At 61.8% G+C, this 19696-nt stretch carries 17 protein-coding genes, 1 tRNA gene and 2 pseudogenes; 4 read left to right on the plus strand and 16 right to left on the minus strand.

Annotated elements, in window-relative coordinates; all coding sequences use genetic code 11:
- Nucleotides 1–112: 112 nt before the first annotated feature.
- Nucleotides 113–259 (plus strand): annotated as a pseudogene (locus tag EL22_RS19320) (Fe3+-hydroxamate ABC transporter substrate-binding protein); the annotation flags it as partial.
- Nucleotides 260–518: 259 nt separating this feature from the next.
- On the opposite strand, the pseudogene EL22_RS11370 reads toward EL22_RS19320, so the two are convergent.
- The 3 genes and pseudogenes from EL22_RS11370 to EL22_RS11380 all read right to left on the minus strand — a co-directional run bounded on the left by EL22_RS11370 (nt 519) and on the right by EL22_RS11380 (nt 4099).
- Nucleotides 519–1455, minus strand: a pseudogene (locus tag EL22_RS11370) (thiamine pyrophosphate-dependent enzyme).
- A gap of 3 nt (nt 1456–1458) precedes the next feature.
- Nucleotides 1459–3372 carry a 2-oxoacid:acceptor oxidoreductase subunit alpha gene (locus EL22_RS11375; RefSeq protein ID WP_050051619.1) on the minus strand — a complete coding sequence of 638 codons (1914 nt, stop codon included), beginning with the start codon at nt 3370–3372 and terminating at the stop codon, nt 1459–1461.
- Between the two features lie 653 nt (nt 3373–4025).
- Nucleotides 4026–4099: transfer RNA gene (locus EL22_RS11380), tRNA-Lys, on the minus strand.
- 178 nt (nt 4100–4277) lie between these two features.
- Between EL22_RS11380 and EL22_RS11385 the strand changes: the two genes are divergently transcribed.
- Nucleotides 4278–5726: a DHH family phosphoesterase gene (locus EL22_RS11385; RefSeq protein WP_050051620.1), complete on the plus strand. Its 1449-nt coding sequence runs from the start codon at nt 4278–4280 to the stop codon at nt 5724–5726.
- Between the two features lie 17 nt (nt 5727–5743).
- Here the strand turns inward: EL22_RS11385 and EL22_RS11390 are convergent, their stop codons facing one another.
- The 10 genes from EL22_RS11390 to EL22_RS11435 form a co-directional block, all read right to left on the minus strand.
- Nucleotides 5744–6037: a PRC-barrel domain-containing protein gene (locus EL22_RS11390; protein ID WP_050051621.1), complete on the minus strand. Its 294-nt coding sequence runs from the start codon at nt 6035–6037 to the stop codon at nt 5744–5746.
- A gap of 335 nt (nt 6038–6372) precedes the next feature.
- Entirely contained in the window at nt 6373–7500 is a 1128-nt protein-coding gene (locus EL22_RS11395; protein WP_050051622.1) for a phosphotransacetylase family protein, read from the minus strand.
- The gene (locus tag EL22_RS11400; protein ID WP_050051623.1) at nt 7497–9593 is read right to left on the minus strand and encodes an acetate--CoA ligase family protein; all 2097 of its coding nucleotides are present in this window, start codon (nt 9591–9593) and stop codon (nt 7497–7499) included. The genes EL22_RS11395 and EL22_RS11400 overlap by 4 nt, the downstream gene beginning before the upstream one ends.
- Nucleotides 9594–9658: 65 nt before the next feature.
- Nucleotides 9659–10666, minus strand: coding sequence for a metal ABC transporter permease (locus EL22_RS11405; protein ID WP_050051624.1), 1008 nt, complete (start codon nt 10664–10666; stop codon nt 9659–9661).
- A complete protein-coding gene (locus tag EL22_RS11410) occupies nt 10666–11406 on the minus strand; it encodes a metal ABC transporter ATP-binding protein (RefSeq protein WP_050051625.1) in 741 nt (246 codons plus the stop codon). Before EL22_RS11410 ends, EL22_RS11405 begins: the two co-directional genes overlap by 1 nt.
- 58 nt (nt 11407–11464) lie before the next feature.
- Complete coding sequence (locus EL22_RS11415; protein ID WP_050051626.1) at nt 11465–12847, minus strand: metal ABC transporter solute-binding protein, Zn/Mn family; 1383 nt, start codon at nt 12845–12847, stop codon at nt 11465–11467.
- A gap of 200 nt (nt 12848–13047) precedes the next feature.
- Nucleotides 13048–13701 carry a hypothetical protein gene (locus EL22_RS11420; protein WP_050051627.1) on the minus strand — a complete coding sequence of 218 codons (654 nt, stop codon included), beginning with the start codon at nt 13699–13701 and terminating at the stop codon, nt 13048–13050.
- Between the two features lie 199 nt (nt 13702–13900).
- The gene (locus EL22_RS11425) at nt 13901–14311 is read right to left on the minus strand and encodes a hypothetical protein (protein ID WP_050051785.1); all 411 of its coding nucleotides are present in this window, start codon (nt 14309–14311) and stop codon (nt 13901–13903) included.
- Between the two features lie 107 nt (nt 14312–14418).
- A complete protein-coding gene (locus EL22_RS11430) occupies nt 14419–15714 on the minus strand; it encodes an MgtC/SapB family protein (RefSeq protein ID WP_050051628.1) in 1296 nt (431 codons plus the stop codon).
- A gap of 179 nt (nt 15715–15893) precedes the next feature.
- The gene (locus tag EL22_RS11435) at nt 15894–16169 is read right to left on the minus strand and encodes a PadR family transcriptional regulator (RefSeq protein WP_050051629.1); all 276 of its coding nucleotides are present in this window, start codon (nt 16167–16169) and stop codon (nt 15894–15896) included.
- A gap of 469 nt (nt 16170–16638) precedes the next feature.
- On the opposite strand from EL22_RS11435, the gene EL22_RS11440 reads away from it, so the two are divergent.
- Nucleotides 16639–16854 (plus strand): hypothetical protein, encoded by a 216-nt coding sequence (locus tag EL22_RS11440; protein ID WP_050051630.1) that lies wholly within the window; start codon nt 16639–16641, stop codon nt 16852–16854.
- Nucleotides 16855–16927: 73 nt separating this feature from the next.
- On the opposite strand, the gene EL22_RS11445 is transcribed toward EL22_RS11440, so the two are convergent.
- The 3 genes from EL22_RS11445 to EL22_RS17220 are packed head-to-tail and all read right to left on the minus strand — an operon-like array spanning nt 16928 to nt 18829.
- Nucleotides 16928–17629, minus strand: coding sequence for a metallophosphoesterase (locus tag EL22_RS11445; protein ID WP_050051631.1), 702 nt, complete (start codon nt 17627–17629; stop codon nt 16928–16930).
- Entirely contained in the window at nt 17616–18659 is a 1044-nt protein-coding gene (artA, locus tag EL22_RS11450) for an archaeosortase A (protein ID WP_050051632.1), read from the minus strand. Before artA ends, EL22_RS11445 begins: the two co-directional genes overlap by 14 nt.
- A gap of 2 nt (nt 18660–18661) precedes the next feature.
- The gene (locus EL22_RS17220; protein WP_156184111.1) at nt 18662–18829 is read right to left on the minus strand and encodes a hypothetical protein; all 168 of its coding nucleotides are present in this window, start codon (nt 18827–18829) and stop codon (nt 18662–18664) included.
- An 82-nt stretch (nt 18830–18911) separates the two neighbouring features.
- Between EL22_RS17220 and EL22_RS11455 the strand changes: the two genes are divergently transcribed.
- A complete protein-coding gene (locus EL22_RS11455; protein WP_050051633.1) occupies nt 18912–19694 on the plus strand; it encodes an SDR family NAD(P)-dependent oxidoreductase in 783 nt (260 codons plus the stop codon).
- Nucleotides 19695–19696: the final 2 nt, after the last annotated feature.

Raw genomic sequence — 19696 nt, forward strand, 5'->3', positions numbered from 1 at the left:
GGAAATGGGTTTAAATAATCGAGCCGAATAGTAGCTCATGTACAAGGCGGTGTTCCGGATCAAAAGCGACAGTCCATACGCGAGTTCGACGTCGCAAAATAACACCCGAATTCGAGCCGGCGGGTTCTACCAGGGACCCATCATCAATCTCAAATTAACCGAACGGGCCGCACAACAGATTTACCCTGAGGAATTCAGCAGTGACGAGCAATTGTTTGACCGGCAAAGAATCACGGACATTGTGAACGGGGACATCTAAATTAGTCCCTCTATGTATGAGTACAGTATAAATATCGGCAAGCCACCTGTATCCATTCTCGTTGACTACAGGACAGACTCGAACCCACTATCCAGATATATTCGAGATTGACAACTGCGGTATGTGAACGTAGTCAAACCGATCCGGAACGCGATCGACCGTTGTTTTACAGTATTCGTGGCTGCCGTCTCGTTAGGAGTACACGAGTCCAGCGTGTTGACGGCCAGTCAGGAAAAACGGGTCGAACGGCTCGCGACGGTTACGTGTGGCGCTCGAGCAGGTCGTAGCTACGTTCCCACTCGGCGTCGTCGTCGAAGTACCGCTCGGCCAGCGGTTCCTGCGGGACGCGGCCGAGGTTCTTTTTTCTCCTCCTGATAGGACGGGCTCTCCTCGTCGACGTAGTAGCGACCGGTGAGGACGGTTCCCTCGTTGAGGACATCCTCGGTCTCCTGCATCATCTGGGCGGCTTCGCCGCGGTCGGTGATGTCGAAGTCGTAGTCGTCGGACTCCTGGACGTCGATGTAGGGGACGTACTGCCGTGCGTCCTTGTTCCAAGTCGGACACTGAGTGAGGAAGTCGACGTGTGCGAAGCCGTCGTGTTCGATCGCTTCCGCGATGATCTCTTTTGCCTGGTTCGGGTTGACCGCCGCGGTGCGGGCGATGTACGTCGCACCGGAGGTCAACGACATCGAGAGCGGCCGGATCGGCGTCTTGGCCGTTCCGCCGGGCTGGGTCTTGGACTTGTGACCCTTCGGGCTCGTCGGCGAGGTCTGGCCCTTCGTCAGGCCGAAGATCTCGTTGTTGAACACGATGTAGGTCATGTCGTGGTTCTCTCGAGCCGTGTGGATGAAGTGGTTGCCACCGATACCGTAACCGTCGCCGTCGCCGCCGGCGGCGATCACTTCGAGGCCGTCGTTAGCGAGTTTGGCCGCGCGAGCGACCGGCAGCGAACGGCCGTGGATCGTGTGGAAACCGTAGGTGTCGAGGTAGCTGTTTAGCTTCCCCGAGCAGCCGATTCCGGTACAGACGAGCGTTTCCTCGGGGGTTCGCCCGACTTCCGGAAGCGCCTGTTTCAGCGATTTGAGCACACCGAAGTCACCACAGCCCGGACACCACGTCGGCTGTGGCTCGACCCCTGGGGTGTACTCCTCGCGGTCGATCTCTCGTTCGTCGCCGATTGCGTTGAATGCACTCATGGGTTAGTCACCTGCTGCGGGTTCGATGTGTACCTGTGCGGACGGTTCCTCGTCGCCGCCGTCGAGGTTGATCTCGGCGGATTCGACGACCTCTGCGGGTTCGAACGGGTTGCCGTTGTACTTCAGCAGGCTCGTCATCTTCTCGCCGTAGCGACCGAGTTCCTTCTGGATCAGGCCGCGGAACTGGGCGGTCGCGTTCATCTCGACGACCATCGCTTCGTCGACGCTCTCTAGGAACTCGACCATCTCGGTCTCCGGGAACGGCATCATGTCGGAGACGCCGATCGCCTTGACCGACTGGCCGTTGTCATTGAGCCGGGAGACCGCCTCGGCGACGGCACCCTGGGAGGAGCCCCAGGTGATGATGCCGAAGTCTGCGTCCTCGTCGCCGTAGTAGGTCTGGTTCGAGTCGTGTTCCTCGTCGAGTTCCTCGCGGATGTGATCGAGCTTCTCGACGCGCCGGCTCATCTGGTAGACGCGGTTGTCCGGATCCTCGCTGATGTGACCGACCGGCGAGTGTTCGTTACCGGTCGCGAGGTAGCGCCCGCCTTTCTGTCCGGGCAGCGAACGCGGGCTGACGCCGTTTTCGGCGCCCGACTCGTGCTCGTAGGCGAAGCGGTGGAACTTCCCGGAGGCGTCGTGTGCGGCCTCCTTGAGTTCGTCTTCGGTGAGCGTCGAGCCGAGGTCCGGGTTCGGTTCGCGGTCGAAGAACTCGACTGGAACGTTCGTGTTCTCGCCCGAGAGCTTCTGGTCGTAGATGATGATCGCCGGAATCTGGTACTCGTAGGCGATGTGGAACGCGAGGCGCGTCTGTTCGTAACACTCCTCGATCGTTCCCGGTGCGAAGACGACTCGAGAGGAGTCGCCTTGGCTCGTATAGAGGACGAACTCGAGGTCGCCCTGTTCGGGTTTGGTCGGCATCCCGGTCGAGGGACCGGCACGCATCGACTCGAGCAGGACGATCGGCGTCTCGGTCATCTCAGCGAGGCCGAGCGGCTCGCTCATCAGGGCGAAGCCGCCGCCGGAGGAGCCGGACATGGCTTTCGCCCCCGCGTGGCTGGCACCGACGGCCAGGGCCGCGGCCGCGATCTCGTCTTCGACCTGTTCGGCGATCCCGCCCATGTCTGGGAAGTTCTGGCTGAGGATCGTGAACACATCCGTCCACGGCGTCATTGGGTAGCCGGCGATGAATCGACAGCCGGCGTCGATCGAGCCGTAGGCGATCGCGTTCGAACCCGAGAGCAGCGCCTGCTCGGTTTCGTGCTCGCCGGTCGGCGCGCGAAGGTCGTGTTCGAAATCGTACTCCTCGTTGACGATCTCGTAGGCCTCGTGGAGAATCTCGAGGTTCGACTCGAGGACGTCGCCGCCCATCGCGTCGCTCATGAGGTCCTCGATGTGCTCGAGATCCATGTCGAGCAACGCGGCGGTGACGCCGACACCGGCGGTGTTTCGCATGACTTCGCGGCCGTGTTCTTTCGCGAGGCCGCGGAGATCCATCGGGAAGACGTGCCAGTCGTTCTCCTCGGCACGCTTTTCGAGCTCGAGGTCAGCGACGTCCTCCTCGCTGACGAGCCCCTCATCGTAGACGATGATCCCGCCCTCGCGGAGATCGTCGAGGTTCTCCGAGAGCGGCTTGATCTCTTCGTTTCCGTAGTAGGCCTCTTCCTGGGGGTTTCGCGCGAACGAGTCGCCCAGCGCGAGCAGGAAGTTGTAGCCGTCGCCGCGTGACTGTACGTCATCGGCCGATGCGCGGATCTCGACGTACGTGTGACCACCGCGAATCCGTGACGGATAGTGTCGGTGGGTGAATACGTGCAACCCTGCGCGCATCAGCGCTTTTGCAAAGTTCTGGCTCGTCGAGTCGATTCCATCCCCGGAACCCCCTGCGATTCGCCAGATGAGTTCGTCATCGCTCATAGTAAGGTCAGTGGCCGGTGGGCCAGCAGTACGTAATTTCAGTCTGCCGTGAAGAGTTTTAGAAGACCCTGTGAATCTCAGAATAGGCTAAAGCCACCGCTCTCTACTTGTTCGATGTAGTTGTGAAATTCCTGTTCTGCCGCTGGAAAATCGACTACCTCGATCGTCTCAGTCATCATATCTGATTGGACATCGTCCAGTACCCCCTACGGTTCGTAGTCAGCTGTGAGTACTCGAGCGCGGAGCTCACCCCGTTCACAGATTGCGTACACCCCTTCTCTATCCTTCTCGAGCGTCCACTTTCCCTCTCTTCGAACAGTTGCCATACGTGACTCTCTCGAATGTATTCAAGCTCGACACTTCAATCTTGACTTGCTGACAACTCCCCTGTGATCCTCGTACTTCCAATCTGGACAGTGGATGGTATTCTCTCCCATTGGTTCAGAATCGGTCCAGTATCTCTAGCGTATCGGTGTCCGATTAACTAAGACCGTTTCACTCCTGTCATCCGTTCGCCGATCGAAACCGGGCCGGGCGCGATTTGAACACACGGTCGATCGCTTCCTCGCTCACTCCGTTCGCGAGACTGCTCTCTCCCTGCATTCAAATCCCAATAGCCGCTTCGCTCCTCGCGTAATTGCTCGGAGCAGAAGCGGGCCGGGCGCGATTTGAACACGCGACCGTCTGATTAAGAGTCAGACGCTCTGCCTAACTGAGCTACCGGCCCTGTACCCGAAATTTTCGGATACGTGTTGAAATACGTTTCCCTTGGGGACTGTCGTGGGACAGGTGTGCACGGTCTCGCCGTTCTCGGACGCAATGGCCGTTCCCGAACGCAATCACCGTTCGCGGAACGTACCATTCTTCGGGAGCGTTAAGTGCTGTGAGACCTACATCACGTTCACATGAGCATGGGGGTCACGATCTCGTCGATTTCTGACTACGCGATTCTTGGCTGTGGGAGCGTCGGCTACGCCGTCGCGGAGGAACTCGTCGAGCAAGGCAAGGACGTCCTCATCATCGACCGCGACGAGAGTCGCGTCGAGTCGCTCCGAGATCAGGACCTCGATGCACGAACGGCGGACATCCGCGAGCCCGAGGCCGCGGAACTCGTCGCCGAACGCGACGTCGTCTTGATCCTCGCCTCGAACGTCGAGGCGAACAAGCGAGCCGTCGAGCACATTCGAAACTCGAATAGCACCCAGTTCGTCGTCGCTCGAGCGAGCGATCCCGTCTCCGGCGACGAACTCTCGGAGCTCGGTGCCGACATCGTTATCAACCCCTCGGCGGTCATCGCGGATTCGGCGCTTCGAGCCCTCGAGTCGGGTGAACTCGAGTACAACGCGGGGAAACTCGCCCAGCTATTAGAGGAGACCACCGAGCGACTGGCGATCGTCACACAGGAGAGTCCGGATCCGGACTCGATCGCGAGCGCCGCCGCGTTGCAGGCGATCGCCTCCCATCTCGGCGTCGAATCGGATATCGTCTATCTGGGCGATATGGGCCACCAAGAAAACAGGGCGTTCGTCAACTTACTCGGGATCGATCTGGTCCAGTGGGACGAACTCGAGGATCTCTCGGGCCACGATACGATCGCATTGGTCGATCACTCGACCTCGACCGAGATCGACCTCGACGTCGATATCGTGATCGACCACCACGAGCCGGAGGCGGAGTACGAACCGGAATTCGTCGACATCCGGCCGAACATGTCCTCGACGTCGACGATCATGACGAAGTACATCCAGGAGTTCGACGTCAACGTCTCCGAGGAGGTCGCGACCGCGTTACTGTACGGTATCCGGGCCGAAACCCTCGATTTCAAACGCGACACCACCCCCGCGGACCTCACCGCCGCCGCGTACCTCTACCCGTTCGCGGACCACGACACGTTAGAACAGGTCGAGTCGCCGTCGATGTCGCCCGAGACGCTCGACGTACTCGCGGAAGCGATCGCGAATCGGGATGTTCAGGGGAGTCACCTCGTCTCGAACGCCGGGATCGTCCGGGACCGCGAGGCGCTCACGCAGGCCGCCAGCCACCTGCTCAACCTCGAGGGCGTCACGACCACTGCCGTCTTCGGCATCGCCGAGGAGACGATTTTCCTATCCGCCCGGTCGAAAGACATTCGGATCAACATCGGCAAGATCCTCGACGACGCCTACGGCGAAATCGGCGAGACGGCTGGCCACTCGACCCAGGCGAGCGCGGAGATCCCGCTCGGAATCTTCACCGGCATCGAAATCTCGGCGGAAACCAGAGACACGTTCCTCGAGTTGACCGAAGAAGCGGTCAAACGAACGCTGTTCGACGCGATGGGGGTCGAAGGTGGAGAGGGATCGAACGGAAACTAAGGAATCGAACGAGCCGCCTACGCGATCAGTTCTTCTTCGTCCTCGTCGGCGCTGCGAACGCGCTCGACCACGTCGTTGATGAGGATGATGTCGCCCGCAGCCCGCACCCACCGGTAGGGGACGATGACGCCGCTTGCGCTTTTGGCCTCGGCTTCGAACAGTTCCGTGTTGAGGCTGCCGAGTGCGAGTCCCGTCACGGTCTGTCCGTCGACGTTCAATCGAAGGTCCTCGACTTCGCCGACGAAGACCCCGTTGTTCGAGTAGACTTCACGACCCACGAGGGAAGTTATTTCCTGCTGAGTATCGTCCATAATCCATTCTTGGCTGGCACACTCTTAATTGTTAGTCAGACGAGCGAGGCGACCAATCAGGTGTTAGGGGAGCAACGTTTCGGCGAAACGGTCTCGTGCGAGCGAAGGCAGCGATCTACATCGAGCGCGTCGCACCCCGCATTACTTATAAACAGCCACAAGTGATAAATACTGGCGACGATCGATTGATTGAGTCCGCATCAGATGAAGGTATGAGGGTTCAGCCAGTACGGTAGCGTGCCGGGGTGCCTCTGACATTCGGCCACCCGGAGGAGGTCGGTTTGCCCGGACCGACCGATCACGGTTTTCCCGACGAGGAACGTACGACCCGCGAGTCACTTCTCGAACGCTGTCTCGAAAATTAGATCGACATCCGCGTATTCGGTGAGAAGCGACTCCATCTGTTCGACGGTCCGCCGGGTCCGCGTACGGCCGCTCTGAACGACGGCCTCGGCGCGTTCGATGGTGGTGAGCGTATCCGTCTGGACCGAGAGTACGGGTACCCCCCGCTCGGTTGCCTGACCGATCACGGCTCCGGACGGACGGTGCCCGCCGGTCAGCACGAGACACCGAACACCGGGTGCTTCGAGAGCCGCGGTGTGGATCTCCGATCGATCCCCGCCCGTGATGACGGCGGCGTTTTTCGTCCTGCGGAAGTGACGAAGCGCGCTGTCTGCCCCCATCGCACCGACGGTAAACCGTTCGACGTAGGTGTCGGCATCGTCCTCGACGAGCGTCGTCGCACCGAGTTCGTCCGCGAGCTCCTCGACGGTGACGCCCGCGAGCGTGCGCTCGCTCGGAATCGTTCCGTATGTCGTGATCCCGCGGCCGTCGAGGAACGGGACGACATCCGTCTCGAGTTCGTCGTACGCCTGCTCGGAAACGTCGTTGAACACGACGCCAGCGAGTCGATCGCCGAAGGTTCTCGCCGCGGTCACGATGGGATCGACGTCGTCGGCAGACTCGTAGGTGGCGACGAGCAGCACGCGCGCGTCGAGGAGTTCCGCGACGTCCGCATCCGTGAGGTCGATGATCCCGCCGGTATCGAGTGTGCCGGCGCCTTCGACGAACAGTCGATCGCAGTTCGCGGCAAGCGTGTCGGCGGCCTCTCGAACTCTGGTTCGTAGCTCGTCCGGATCCTCGCGGCCGCGAATCACCTGCTTGATGAACGTCGGCGAGTACACGATCGGCTCCATGTCGTGTACCTCGGCTTCGAACTCGAGGAGCTCTCGAGCGAGAAACGGGTCCTCGTCGAGGGTCTTTCCGACGTTGCTCTCGAGGCGGGTCCCGCGCGGTTTCATGTAGCCCGCCGCGGGGGCCGAATCGCCGTCGCTCGCGAGTCGGGCGAGCGCGAGGGCAATCGCGGTCTTTCCAACGCTGGCCTCGAGTGAACTCACGAGCAGCGTCTCGGTGTCGGTTCGGTCGGTCGGGTCCGTCGCGTCGCTGGGGTCTGTGTCAGTCATAGTTCCTCCGTGTCCACGGTGACGACGAGGTCGATCGCCTGTGCATCGTTCGGGCCCGCGATGAGCGGGTTGATATCCACTTCCAGGATCGCCGGAAAGTCAGTGACCAGTTGGGACAGGCGCTGTATCGCTTCGACGACCGCGTCGGTGTTCGCGGGTTCGCGACCGCGCGCGCCGGCCAAAAGCGGCGACGTCTTCACGCCGTCGATCATGTCTCTGGCCTCGGTTTCGCCGATCGGCGCGACGCGGACCGACGTGTCCTCGAGGATCTCGACGAAGATGCCGCCGAGCCCGAAAAGCAGTAGCGGTCCGAACTGCGGGTCGCGGTTCATACCGAGAATGGTCTCGGTCGACCCGTCCAAGTCGAGCGATTCTTGCACCTGAACGCCGAGAATCTGCGCGTCGGGCTGGTAGTTTCGCGCTCGAGCGATCAGGTCCTCGTAGGCGTCGGCCACCTCGGCGTCCGGAACGCCGACCTTGACGCCGCCGATGTCCGATTTGTGGGCGATGTCCGGGCTCGCGATCTTCATGACGACATCGCCGTCGATCGATTCAGCGAGTTCTCGCGCGCTTTCCGGATCGTCGACGACCGCTCCCTCCGGCGTCGGGATGCCGTAGGCCTCGAGCAGGTCCATCGATTCGATGCCGAGTTGGTTCCCCGACCGCGATTTCGTGCGCTCGAGAATCCGCTGCGCTCGCTCGCGGTCGACGTCGAACGTCGCCGGGTCGTCTCGAGAGCGCTGGCGGACGTCGCGATAGCGAGCGAGCGCGTCGAGTCCCGAGACTGCCCGTGCGGGGTCGAAGTAGTTCGGGATTCCGGCTTCGCGAAGCGTCGCTTCGGGTGTGTGCGCTCGCTGCCCGCCCATCATCGCGGTGACGACGGGCGTTTCGTGTCGGTCGCGCGTTTCGACGACTACCTCCGCGAGGTCCTCGTACGAAAGCACCGCAGTCGGCGCGCTGACGACGACGGCGCTTCCGACGTTCGGATCGGCCAGAGCGGTGTCGAGGGCCTCAGCGAAGCGGTCGGCGTCCGCATCGCCGATGATGTCGACGGGATTGTAGACGTTCGCCTCCTCGGGAAGGGATTCGGACAACGACTCGAGCGTCTCCTCGGTGAACGAGGCTATCTCGAGCGTCGAATCGCCCACCGCGTCGGTCGTCAGGACGCCGGGGCCGCCCGCGTTCGTCACGACCGCGACGGACTCGGATTCGGGAACCGGCAACCCCGAGAGCGCCCGAGCGTAGTCGAACAGTTCCTGTACCGATCGTGCGCGAACCACGCCGGCTTGCTCGAGTCCGGTCTCGTAGGCGCGCTCGCTCCCGGCGATCGCGCCGGTGTGCGACGACGCGGCGTGTGCCCCCGCGTCGGTTCGACCGGACTTGACGAGCACGATCGGCGTGTCGTCGGTGACGTCTCGAGCGACGCGGACGAACTCGGCCCCCTCGTCGATGTCCTCGAGGTAGCCGATGATGACCTCCGTTTCGGAGTCTTCTCCCCACTGCCGGACGAAGTCGGTCTCTGAGAGCACGGACTTGTTGCCGAGCGAAACGACGTCGCGAAAGCCGATCTCCTGATCGTTCGCCCAGTCGAGCACCGCGGTGATGAACGCGCCCGACTGACTCATAAAGGAGATGCCGCCCGCTTTGGCCCGTTCCGGTCCGAACGTCGCGTTCATTCCGACGGCAGTCGACATGATGCCCAGACTGTTCGGGCCGACCACGTTGAGATCGTACTCCCTGGCGATCTCGCGGAGTTCCCGCTCACGTCGCGCGCCCTCCGATCCGGTCTCGGAGAACCCCGCCGTGATGACGACGACGTTTTCGGTTCCCGTCTCGCCGATCTCTCGTAACGTCTCGAGGACGATCGGCGGTGGAACGACGACGACCGCCAAGTCGACGACGGGCGCGCGCTCGAGGTCCGGATAGCACTCGTGTCCGAGGACGGTCTCTCGGTTCGGATTCACTGGAACGACCTCGCCCGCAAAGCCTGTCGAGAGGTTCTCGAGGATCGCCCGGCCGACTGCGCCCTCCCGATCGGTCGCGCCGACGACGGCGACGGCATCGGGTTCGAACAGTTCGGATAGCCTTCCCATCACGACACCGTTTCACGAGTAGTGAGTTAAACGTACATGGCAGTTCCCGACCGGAAGAAGTTCCATCAGTGCGTCGAGAGCGCCGAGACGGAGCCGCTCGAGCCGAATATCGCCACGAGATAGACGGCGATCGCTGTGACGACGATCGATCCGCCCGGCGGGAGCCCCTGATTGATCGCGATCGCGTAGCCCCCGAGCACCGAAAGCTGGCCGAAAAGAACCGAGAGGACCAGCGTCTCTTTGAAACTGTGAGCGACCTGAGAGGCTCCGGCGACCGGGATGACCAACATCGCGGCGACGAGGATGACCCCGAGGATCTGCATGGCACCGACGACGACGACTGCCGTCAGTACGATCAAGAGCGTGTTGTACCAGGTGACGTTGAGCCGGGCGACACGGGCGGCCTGCTCGTCGAACGTGATAAACAGCAGTTGCTTGTACGTGACGGCGACGACGCCCACGACGATCAGACTGAGCGCGGCCATCAGCTGTGACCCACCGATCGTCACGTAGGACGCGCTTCCGAACAGGTACTCCTCGATGCTCACGCCCGACAGCCCGCGGCCGTAACTGATGAGGAGGGTGCCGACGGCGAAACTCCCGGTGAGCATGATCGCGATTGGGACGTCGCCGTACGCGTTCGTCCGCTCGGTTAGCCACTGGACCCCGAGCGCCCCGAGGATGCCGACGACGAGTGCGACGACGAGCAACGAGCCGTCCCAACCGGTCGTCGCGCTGAACAGTAGGCCGAAAGCGACGCCGGCGAACGCCGTGTGCGCGAGCGTCTCGCCGATAAGCGCCATCTCACGGTGGACCAGATACGTGCCGACCAGCGGCGCGACGATTCCCACGAAGACGGCCGTGGCGATCGATCGCCACATGAACGAGTGGCTGAACACGTTCGTTCCCAGATAGAGGTCCAGCCACATCCCGGCGATGATGAACTGATCGTACAACCAACCCGTAGCGGCGTAGCCCTGTAGCCACTCGAGGCCGACGAATACGAGCATGACAACCGCGAGGAGCGCGGTCGCTCCGATTCCGACGAGTTCGGTAGCGCGTCTGAAATTCATTAGTGGTGATGGTGGACGACCTGTCCCGACGTTCCGTACGCCTCTGTCAAGGCATCGCTTTCGACGAACGATTCGGTGTCTCCGTGGTGGTATAACTCCTGGTTGATACAGGCGATGTGATCCGCGCGGTCCGTGACGACGCCGATGTCGTGTTCGATCAACACGATCGTGATCCCCGATTCGTTCAGGGTCTCGAGGAGTCGGTAGAACTCGTCTCGGGACTCGGCGTCGACGCCGACGGTGGGTTCGTCGAGCGCGAGCAGATCGGCCTCGGAGGCGAGCGCTCGAGCGATAAAGGCCCGTTGGCGCTGTCCGCCCGAGAGCTGATTGACCTGCTTGTCTGCGAGTTCGGAAATATCGACCGTCTCCATCGCGTCGTCGACGGCGTCGTGATCGGCGTCGCTCAGTGGTGCGTGACCGGCGTGGGGAAATCGGCCCATAGTCACGGCTTCGCGGACGGTCACCGGCATCGTGCCGCCGCGACTGGTCGCCTGCTGGGAGACGTACCCGATCCGCTCGCCATCGGCGAACTCCGAAACGGGTTCACCGAACAGTTCGATGGTACCTTCGTCGGGCGCGTACAATCCGAGCATGAGGTGTAACAGCGTCGTCTTTCCGGATCCGTTGGGACCGATGAGTCCGAGGAAGTCACCCTTCGAAATCGTCAGGGAGACGTCTCTTATCGCGACGGTATCGCCGTAGGCGAACGAGACGTCCCCGATATCGACGACGGTATTCACGGATAGTTCACTCCGTACTCGGACGCGGAGGCGTTTATGTGTTCCATATTTCGCCGACTCACTCCGCGCCCAGCGCTCTTCTCAGCGAGGGGATGTTCACCGACTCCATCTGTTCGACCCAGCCGTAGCCCGCCTCGTCCCACTCCTCGGTATTTCCCTCGAGCGGTGTTAGCGGCGCAGAATCGGTCGCGTCGGTTTCATCGAGCAGTACGTCGACCATGTCTGGAACGTCCTCGCCAGGATCTTGCGTCTCGAAGGGGTCGTACAGGATCGTGTCGATATCGTGTTCTTCGACGAGGCTGATCATCTCGGTGATATCCTCGCTGCTCTGAACGTCGTCGGGTGAAATCCCGGCTGGGGTATGTAGCTCGAACCCATAACGGCGTTCGATGTACTGGTAGGAATCGTGCCCGGCAAAGACGGCGACGGTGCGGTCCGCCGTTTCGACGAGTTCGTGAAACTGTTCGTCGACGGCCTCTAAGTCCGTAATGTAGTTCGCTGCGTTTTCTTCGTACGTCTCGGTGTTATCCGGGTCGGCCTCTGCGAGACCCTCGGCGATCGTTTCGACGATGTCCTGTGCGATGACCGGATCGATCCAGACGTGGGGATCCGCGTTCTCCGGCGCGTCCGTCTCCTCGAGTTCCTCGACGACCGTCACGGTCGTCGGCTTTTCGTTCGTCTCCCAGACGACATCGCCGTTGGCGACGAGTTCGAGGGCAACAGCGACCTGGGTCGTGTCGGTCCCGCTGAACACGACGTGATCCCCCCGGGACTCAATTTCGAGGCCATCGTCCTCGCCGTTCGCAAACGCGGCCGCGAACTGAAACTGCTCGTCGCTTCCGAGTGGGAGCACCCGACCCTCGCTATCCTCAACGACGGCAGTGATCGCGACCTCGTCGTCGAGAGGAACGTCCGGAACACCGCCGTGCCAGTGACCGTTGTGCCAGGACCCGACTTCCTCGCCAGTGCGGTAGTCGTAGAGAGTCGCGTTCGTGATTTCGAGGGTTTCGGGGTCGAAATCGTGGTCCGACGGTTCACTATCGACGTCTGTGTCGTTCTCGGTTCCCAGAAGGTGGTTCTCGAGTCCGTCCATGCAATCGATCACAGTCATGTGATCGTACTCTTGCTCGAACGTCCTCGCGAACTCCTGGGCCCACGCGAACTGTTCGGTATCGAGGTAGACGAATACTTCCGACTCTGCGATGTCCCGCTGGAGGTCGCTGGGTGGCTCCCACCCGTGGCCCATCTGGCCGGTGCCGATAGCGTTCTCGATGGCTATTTCGTTGCCGGACACCTGCCGAGACCAGTCCCAGAGCGGAAAGAACGCAGCGTACCCTCCCTCTGCGTTGGTGCTGTTGGGTTCGCTGAGACAGCCGGCGACCGCAGCGAGTGTGACCGCGCCCGCCCCCTTCTGGAGGAGGCCACGGCGTGAAAGGTTCATAGTAGCACGTTCGAGTGAGCGAATAAAAATGTTATTATCTAGAATTGCATTGTTAATAACACGTAGTACTCGAGAATTCCATCTTAGTAAGCGGTCGACCGTTACCGATGAACGGCACCTCGAGTCGGATGGAAGCACCAAACGACACCCTCGAAACCGCACGAAAGGCACTCACGCCGTTTACCCAAGTGGCGGTCTGCTTAGTGATCGTGTTCGTGGTCACCGCCGCTCTCGTGTTCGTGATCACTCCCGTCGTGGTCGCTTTCGCCGTCATGTTCGTGGTCACTCTCGTCGTGGTCGCTTTCGCCGTCGTGTTCGTGGTCACTCTCGTCGTGGTCAGTCTCGGTTTCGGCGTCTCCGACAACGACCTCGAGGGCCGGCGTTTCGTAGACGACATCTCCGTCGTTTCGGATCTGGAAGACGACAGCTGTGGAGCCGTCTCCTTCGCCGTGAAGGTCGATGTGATCGCCGTGGAAATCCTCGTCGGGGTCGCTCGCAACGACTCCCGTTTGTGCCTCTTGGGCCACTACCACGCCAAGAGCGTACTCGTCGCCGATTTCGATGGCGTTCCCGTCCTCGTCTTCGGCGGCCGCCCCGAGTGAGCGCCCGTCGTCGTGGGGAACCTCGAGCGGGCCACCGTCCCAGTGATCGCCGTGAATGGACGCGACGGCAGCGTCGTCTCGATCGAGGAGTTCGAACTCCGCAATCTCGAGGTCTTCAGAGTCCGTCGTCTCATCGCCTTCGGTATCCTCCTCGGAGGTCCCCCCATCGGCATTCTCGGATCCTTCGCCAGCGCCTCCGTCGAGACAGCCCGCGAGACCGAACGTTGCGAGGCTTGCGGATGAAACGAGCACGGTTCGTCGAGCATGCGAACGTCGATTACCAGTCACTGTTATACACCTACCGATAGTTGTGGCATGTTAGTAATAAATATGGCCATTTTATTAACCGTGGTCAGGTACAGAAAACCTGTTCGTGACGAATCGGCGAGTTCGGCCGTAAAATCCGGTGTCCCTCCGGTTGCAGGCGAATCGAATCCCTATGGGGAGAATACTACTCTAAAGATACCGAGACCTGTACGCCATCGAGTCGGTGATAAACGGGTTCTGGATCTCGAGCAACGTCGAAAACGTCGAATCGGATGAGTATTCGTCCCGGTTCAATCGTGGCCCGACAGATTGGGCCTCGACTCGTTAAAACGACGTAGGGAGGGGCAGGGACCGGCGTCGCCGAAAGTTCGTACCCGGCCGACTCGATCGAGTCAGCGAGAACGATAGGGAGGCGCTCGAGTATCCCCGCCGACTCGAGCGCGGTTTGCATCGGCTCTACGACGCGCCGACGATCCCCAACAGAGTCTCCGTCCCACGATTCCGACACCGCGTCCGCACAGTAATCGATCCCGTCGATGATCGATTCGTACTCGCGTTGGACACAGCGCCGACACGCGCGAACCGGATGTGACACGACCGATACTCCGTCATCGACGCCCATAGCTGTCCCGACTCTCGAGCGCGCTGGGCGTGTGCCTGCCACGCGGGAAGTGGTGTCCAATTCGGATCTCGTCTGTCCGATCAGATGACCAGAACGACGGACGCAAGTGCCCCGCCCACGAGAAGAACGCCGCTGGCGGTGGTGACGCGATTTTTGAATCGCTGGTTCGAAGCCGTTCTCACCAGCAGCGCCTTGACGACGATGCTCGAGACAGTCGCCAGCAGAATCGCGATCGATGCTTCCGTCGGGCCGAGCTGTCCGCCACGGTACAACACCACGGCGGAGGTCGTCGCGCCGGCGCTCGAGACGAGCCCGCTGGCGACGGCGGTGACGTAAAAGCCGACGGTCCCGAGCCAGACTTCGGCCAGCGACCCGAGCACGAGCACCGCGAGAAAGACCGCGCCGAAGGCGAGCGCGTTCTTCATCGAAAACGGGCTGACGAGGTCGATCTCGGGCGACTCGGACCAGTCCGCCGAGACGGCGGCGACGGCCACCGCAACCGCGATGACCGCGCCGAGCGGAACGAGCGCCTCGACGAGGACGTCGACGCCGCCGCCCAGCGTAAACGCGAGGGCGATCGCGAGGTTCCGGACGGCCATGGCCGCGTCCGCGAGGATAATCGCCGCAACCGCGTAGGAAGCCGCCTCGGGCCGCTGGTTGACGTGGTCGAGCATCGTCCCGACGACGGCGGTCGAGGCCGCCAGCCCGCCGAAAAAGCCGGTGACTGCGATGCCGCGTCCGCCGTACGTCGAGACGATCGCGTAGTTGACGATCCCGATTCCCGCGACGGCGACGACCATCAGCCAGATCACCTTTGGTTCGATCGGGATCGCGATCGAACCGATAGTGAGCGTCTCTTCGGCGGGCAAGAGCGGGTAGATGACGAACGCTAGGATCGCGAACTCCGTCGTCGACCGCATCTCCTCGCGTGAGAGCCCCCACGCGAACTCGTGGAGTTCCCGCTTGAGCACCAACAACAGGGTCGAGAGGACGGCGACGGTGACTCCCTCGAGGACGAAACCGGCCGCGACGACCGATCCCACGCCGTAGGCGACGAGCATCGAGACCGACGTCGTCAACGAGAGCCCGGCGTCTTCGTCTTCATCGAGGAGGCCCTTGACGGCGAGCATGGTTCCCTGAACGATGACCAGCAGTCCGCCGAGGACGATCACCCCATCGCCAATTTCGGTCTCGAGGACGAGGATCGTAAAGACGGCCGCAAGGAGACTGATTAGCGAGAACGTCCTGATTCCGGCCGGCCGTTTCGACCACTCGCGCTCGAGACCGAGAAAGAGTCCGAGCGCTCCGGCGAGGGCGATCCGAACGACCGTCTCGTCGAGCGGTGCCTCGACGACCTGTAGCGTCGCTCCGTTCACCTACCGCTATTGTCCGTAGAAGTAAATAAACAAATTGCTCACCCCAAATGTCGCAGGTGACCGCGCGAGTGCGATCTCCGGACGGCGACCGCTCTCGCTACCCTGACGAGTCTGTGTCGACGCAAACGTCTGGTCGACACGGACCCGTACCGCGTCAAAACAGGCGGACCGACCCTATCCTAGAGTTCGACGTACTGTGCTTCCCACTCCCGGCGCGCCTCGAGTTCGCGCTGTCCGCGGCGGGTGAGCGTGTAGAAGTTGGTTCGCCGATCGCGGCGTCCCTTTTCGACGAGTCCCTTGTCGACGAGGGTATCGAGGTTCGGGTACAGTCGCCCGTGGTGAATCTCCTTTTCGTAGTACTGCTCGAGTTCCTCCTTGATGGCCAGTCCGTGCGGTTCCTCCTCGCCAGCGATGACGTAGAGCAGGTCACGCTGAAATCCTGTCAGGTCGTACATTGGGTAAGTACCGGTCGTACTTACTGTCGAAATTTAATAAACATGTCGGGTTGTTTCGATCAGATTCGTCCAGTTTTCGTGTGAGCTACAGTAAACGAGGGAATCCGTACGTATTGTGCTGATGAGGGGTTTCCCAAGTGAGTACACATAACACGCGGTTCATGTTTAGCTTTCAGGTGCTTTCGAAGAGCACAATTCTCTCGGTACGGATTCGACTCGACGATCGCGATATCGGGCGTTCGACCGACGCTGAAGTAACTACCGAAAGTGAGTGTCGTCGCGTAAACAGGAAAGCAAACCGCGTGACGGAAAAATGTCACGCGGTTGCTTGCCGCCCTGAATTGGTCCCCGCTGACGCTTCGGCCCTCCAAGCGAAGCGTCAACTGAAAAAATTGCCCGGGAGAACTTAAAGGTACCGACAACGGATCGAATCTCAATATGTCAATCGCAATTGCCGGTGGTCTCAGATGTGGACGAGACGGTCGAAGAGAAAGTTGATGAAACGGTCGAGGAGAAGGTCGAAGAAACCGTTGATCAAACGGTCGACGAAAAGGTCGAAGAAACGGTGGACGAAACTGTTGCGGAGAAAGTAGACGAAACCGTCGAGGAGAAAGTCGAAGGGATAACGACCGAAGACGAGCCGGCAGCCGGAGACGAGCGATCGGAAACCGACACGACCGACTGATTCGGATCTCGAGGGTGTAGTGACTGAGATTCGGCTCTACCGTTCCGCGCCGTGATTTCACGCAGCGACTGTCTCAGAGGAGTTGGCGACACTCTCCGAGCGGTGGGAACCAGAGCGTCTCCGCGTCCGCCTCGTCGCGGACGGCGGGGTGAAACGCGTCGCTGTCGCGGATCAGCGGTGACTGAAAGTCCCACCCGCGCATGTCGTTTACCGTGGCACCGCGGGCGAGCCGCGTGAACGCCGGACAGACGAGCACGTCCGCGCCGTCGTACGCGCCAGGTCCGTAGAGGAAACAGGGCAGTTTCCGTCCGTCGACCGACAGCGCAGGGTGATCGTGTCCGATAATGTACCGCTTGGCGGTCGACTCGGGCGCGTCGTGGCCGTGACAGACCACCGTCTCGCCGTCTGCGAGTCGGTATTCGTCGGCCACGGTTCCATCGAAGACATCCACGAGCATCGTGTCGTGGTTCCCAGGTGTCACGACGAGCGACGCGCCGGCGTCCGCGACGAGGTCGCAGAGCTCGGCGAGATCGGCTTCGACACCGCGCGGAACGCTATCGAACGAATCCAACAGGTCGCCCGCGATGACGACCGTCGACGGCTCACAACTCTCGAGGCGCAGTTTCAGCCGCGAAATACTGTCTTCGGCGGTTTCGAGGGGGGCGTCGACGCTCGAGGCCGCGCCTTTTCCGAGATGGACGTCCGCGAGGACGAGCGCGTCCGCGTCCGGGACGGATACCGACCGCGAGGCGAGCGAGAACTCAGTCGTCGGCATCTGCTGGCTTCTCCGCGTCGACGGCCTCCTCGAGGTCGTACTCGGTTCCCGAGAGGATGAACAGGACCTCCTCGAGCGGTTCGAGGATCTCGGGGAGGATCTTCATGAGGAGGTAGGCGATCGCCAGGAGGGCGACGACCGAGCCCAGTTGGGAGAGGTAGTTGTGCGCGACGAGATAGGAGACGCGATCCGGCTGGGCCCCCAGGTACGTCGTCATGACGTGGACGATGGGGTCGTGCTGGAACCAGCCCCACGGTGAGGCGAGGCCGATGAAGACGTTGCGGATCAGGTTGAGGATCCAGATGACGCCGATCGCGACAGCGAAGGCCGCGACCTTTCGCTTGAGCGGCGCTTTCACGGCCCCGATGAGGCCGCCGAAGATCGCCATGCTCCCGATCCCGGTACAGGCCATGATGATGTAGGTCGTCCGCCCGGTGACGGTCTCGTCGGGGTCGAAATCGAACTTACTCTCGTAGCCGGCGCTTCCCTCGATGATTCCCGGACTGTGTCCGAGCAGTTCCATCCCGTAGTGAGTCTGTGTGGCGGTCGTCTCGATCAACCACCGGCGCACGAACGGGATCGTCTCCGCGGGGAGGTAGATGATCCCCATGATCGCGACCGCCTTCGAGAGCACGAGCAACGACGTTCGACCGTTGACGAGCAGGTACGCGGCGTAGGTACACAGCGGGAGGGCGGCGAGCGAGAGCAACGTCTGTATTGGACTCTGGACATCCGCGTAGTAGTGCGGTGCCATCAACAGCCAGAACAGCCCGAACAGCACCCACGCGGCCGCGGCGACGTGTCGGGCCGGATCGATCTCCCCGCGCCACTCGAGGGCGAACGCGAGCACGAAGATGCCGATCGAGACCCACGCGAGGAGATTGACGACGGTGAACGATCCGACGACCGTCGTCTGGGCGAGTTCCGTGATCGGCGACGTGATCGCCGCCGGAGCCCCGGCGGCGAGCGACCCGCTCGAGTCGAGCGCGCCGGCCGGCAGCGAACCCGTCGTCGCGGGGAGAGACGACATAGTCACGTCGACCTGACGGACTCTCGCGCTATCAACTTGACGAAAGGAGCACGGACCTGTCTACCGGCCGCCGTTTTCGACGCCGTCCCGCCGGAACCGACCGTGATCATCCCACCAGGACCGACGCCGATCATCTCGCCGAAATCGACGCCGATCGCCCCCGATATCATCGATCCGGCGGAGGATCAATCGCTCAGTACCAGGTTGAGACGCCACACCGTGATTTATGCCCCCTGTGTGTCACTATCTAGTATGGCTACACCACGCTACGACTACGAGAAGACGACGGTCGTCATCACGGGGGCCAGTTCGGGAATCGGCCGCGAGATCGCGCGTCGGTTCGGCGAGTGCGGTGCGACGGTGATAAACGGCGACCTCGAGCGAGAGGCCAAAGACGCCGCGGTTCCGACGGACGAGTTGCTCGAGGACGGCCCCGGAGCCGGCGTCTACGTCGAGACCGACGTCACCGACCGCGAAGACCTCGAGTCGCTCGTTGATGCGGCTCGAGGCCACGGTGGCGTCGACGTGATGATCAACAATGCGGGCCTCCAGATCCCGAAGTCGATGGGTGAGGTGACTCCCGAGGAGTTCGACCGCATCCACGCGGTCAACTCGCGGGGCGCGTTCTTCGGCACGCAGGTCGCCGCCGAGGACATGATCGAGCGGGACGACCCCGGCGCGATCATCAACACCGCGTCGATTAGTTCGAACCTCGCCCAGTTCGAGCAAGTCCAATACGACTCGAGCAAGGGCTCGGTTCGGATGATCACCCGCGGGAGTGCCCTCGAGTACGCCGAGGAGGGAATCAGGGTCAACGGCGTCGCGCCGGGCCAGATCGCGACCGAGTTCATCGAGGGCTGGAGCGAGCGCGCTCGAGAGCAGGCAGCAAACGACGAGTTGCTCAAACCGGTTCCGCTGGGTCGGGCCGGAACGCCCGAAGACGTGGCTGGTGCCTACCTCTTCCTGGCGAGCGACGACGCCGCGTACGTCGCGGGCGAGTTGCTCCACGTCGACGGCGGCTGGCAGATCTGCTGACT

The organism is Halostagnicola sp. A56 (genome assembly GCF_000691505.1).
Taxonomy (GTDB): Archaea; Halobacteriota; Halobacteria; order Halobacteriales; family Natrialbaceae; genus Halostagnicola.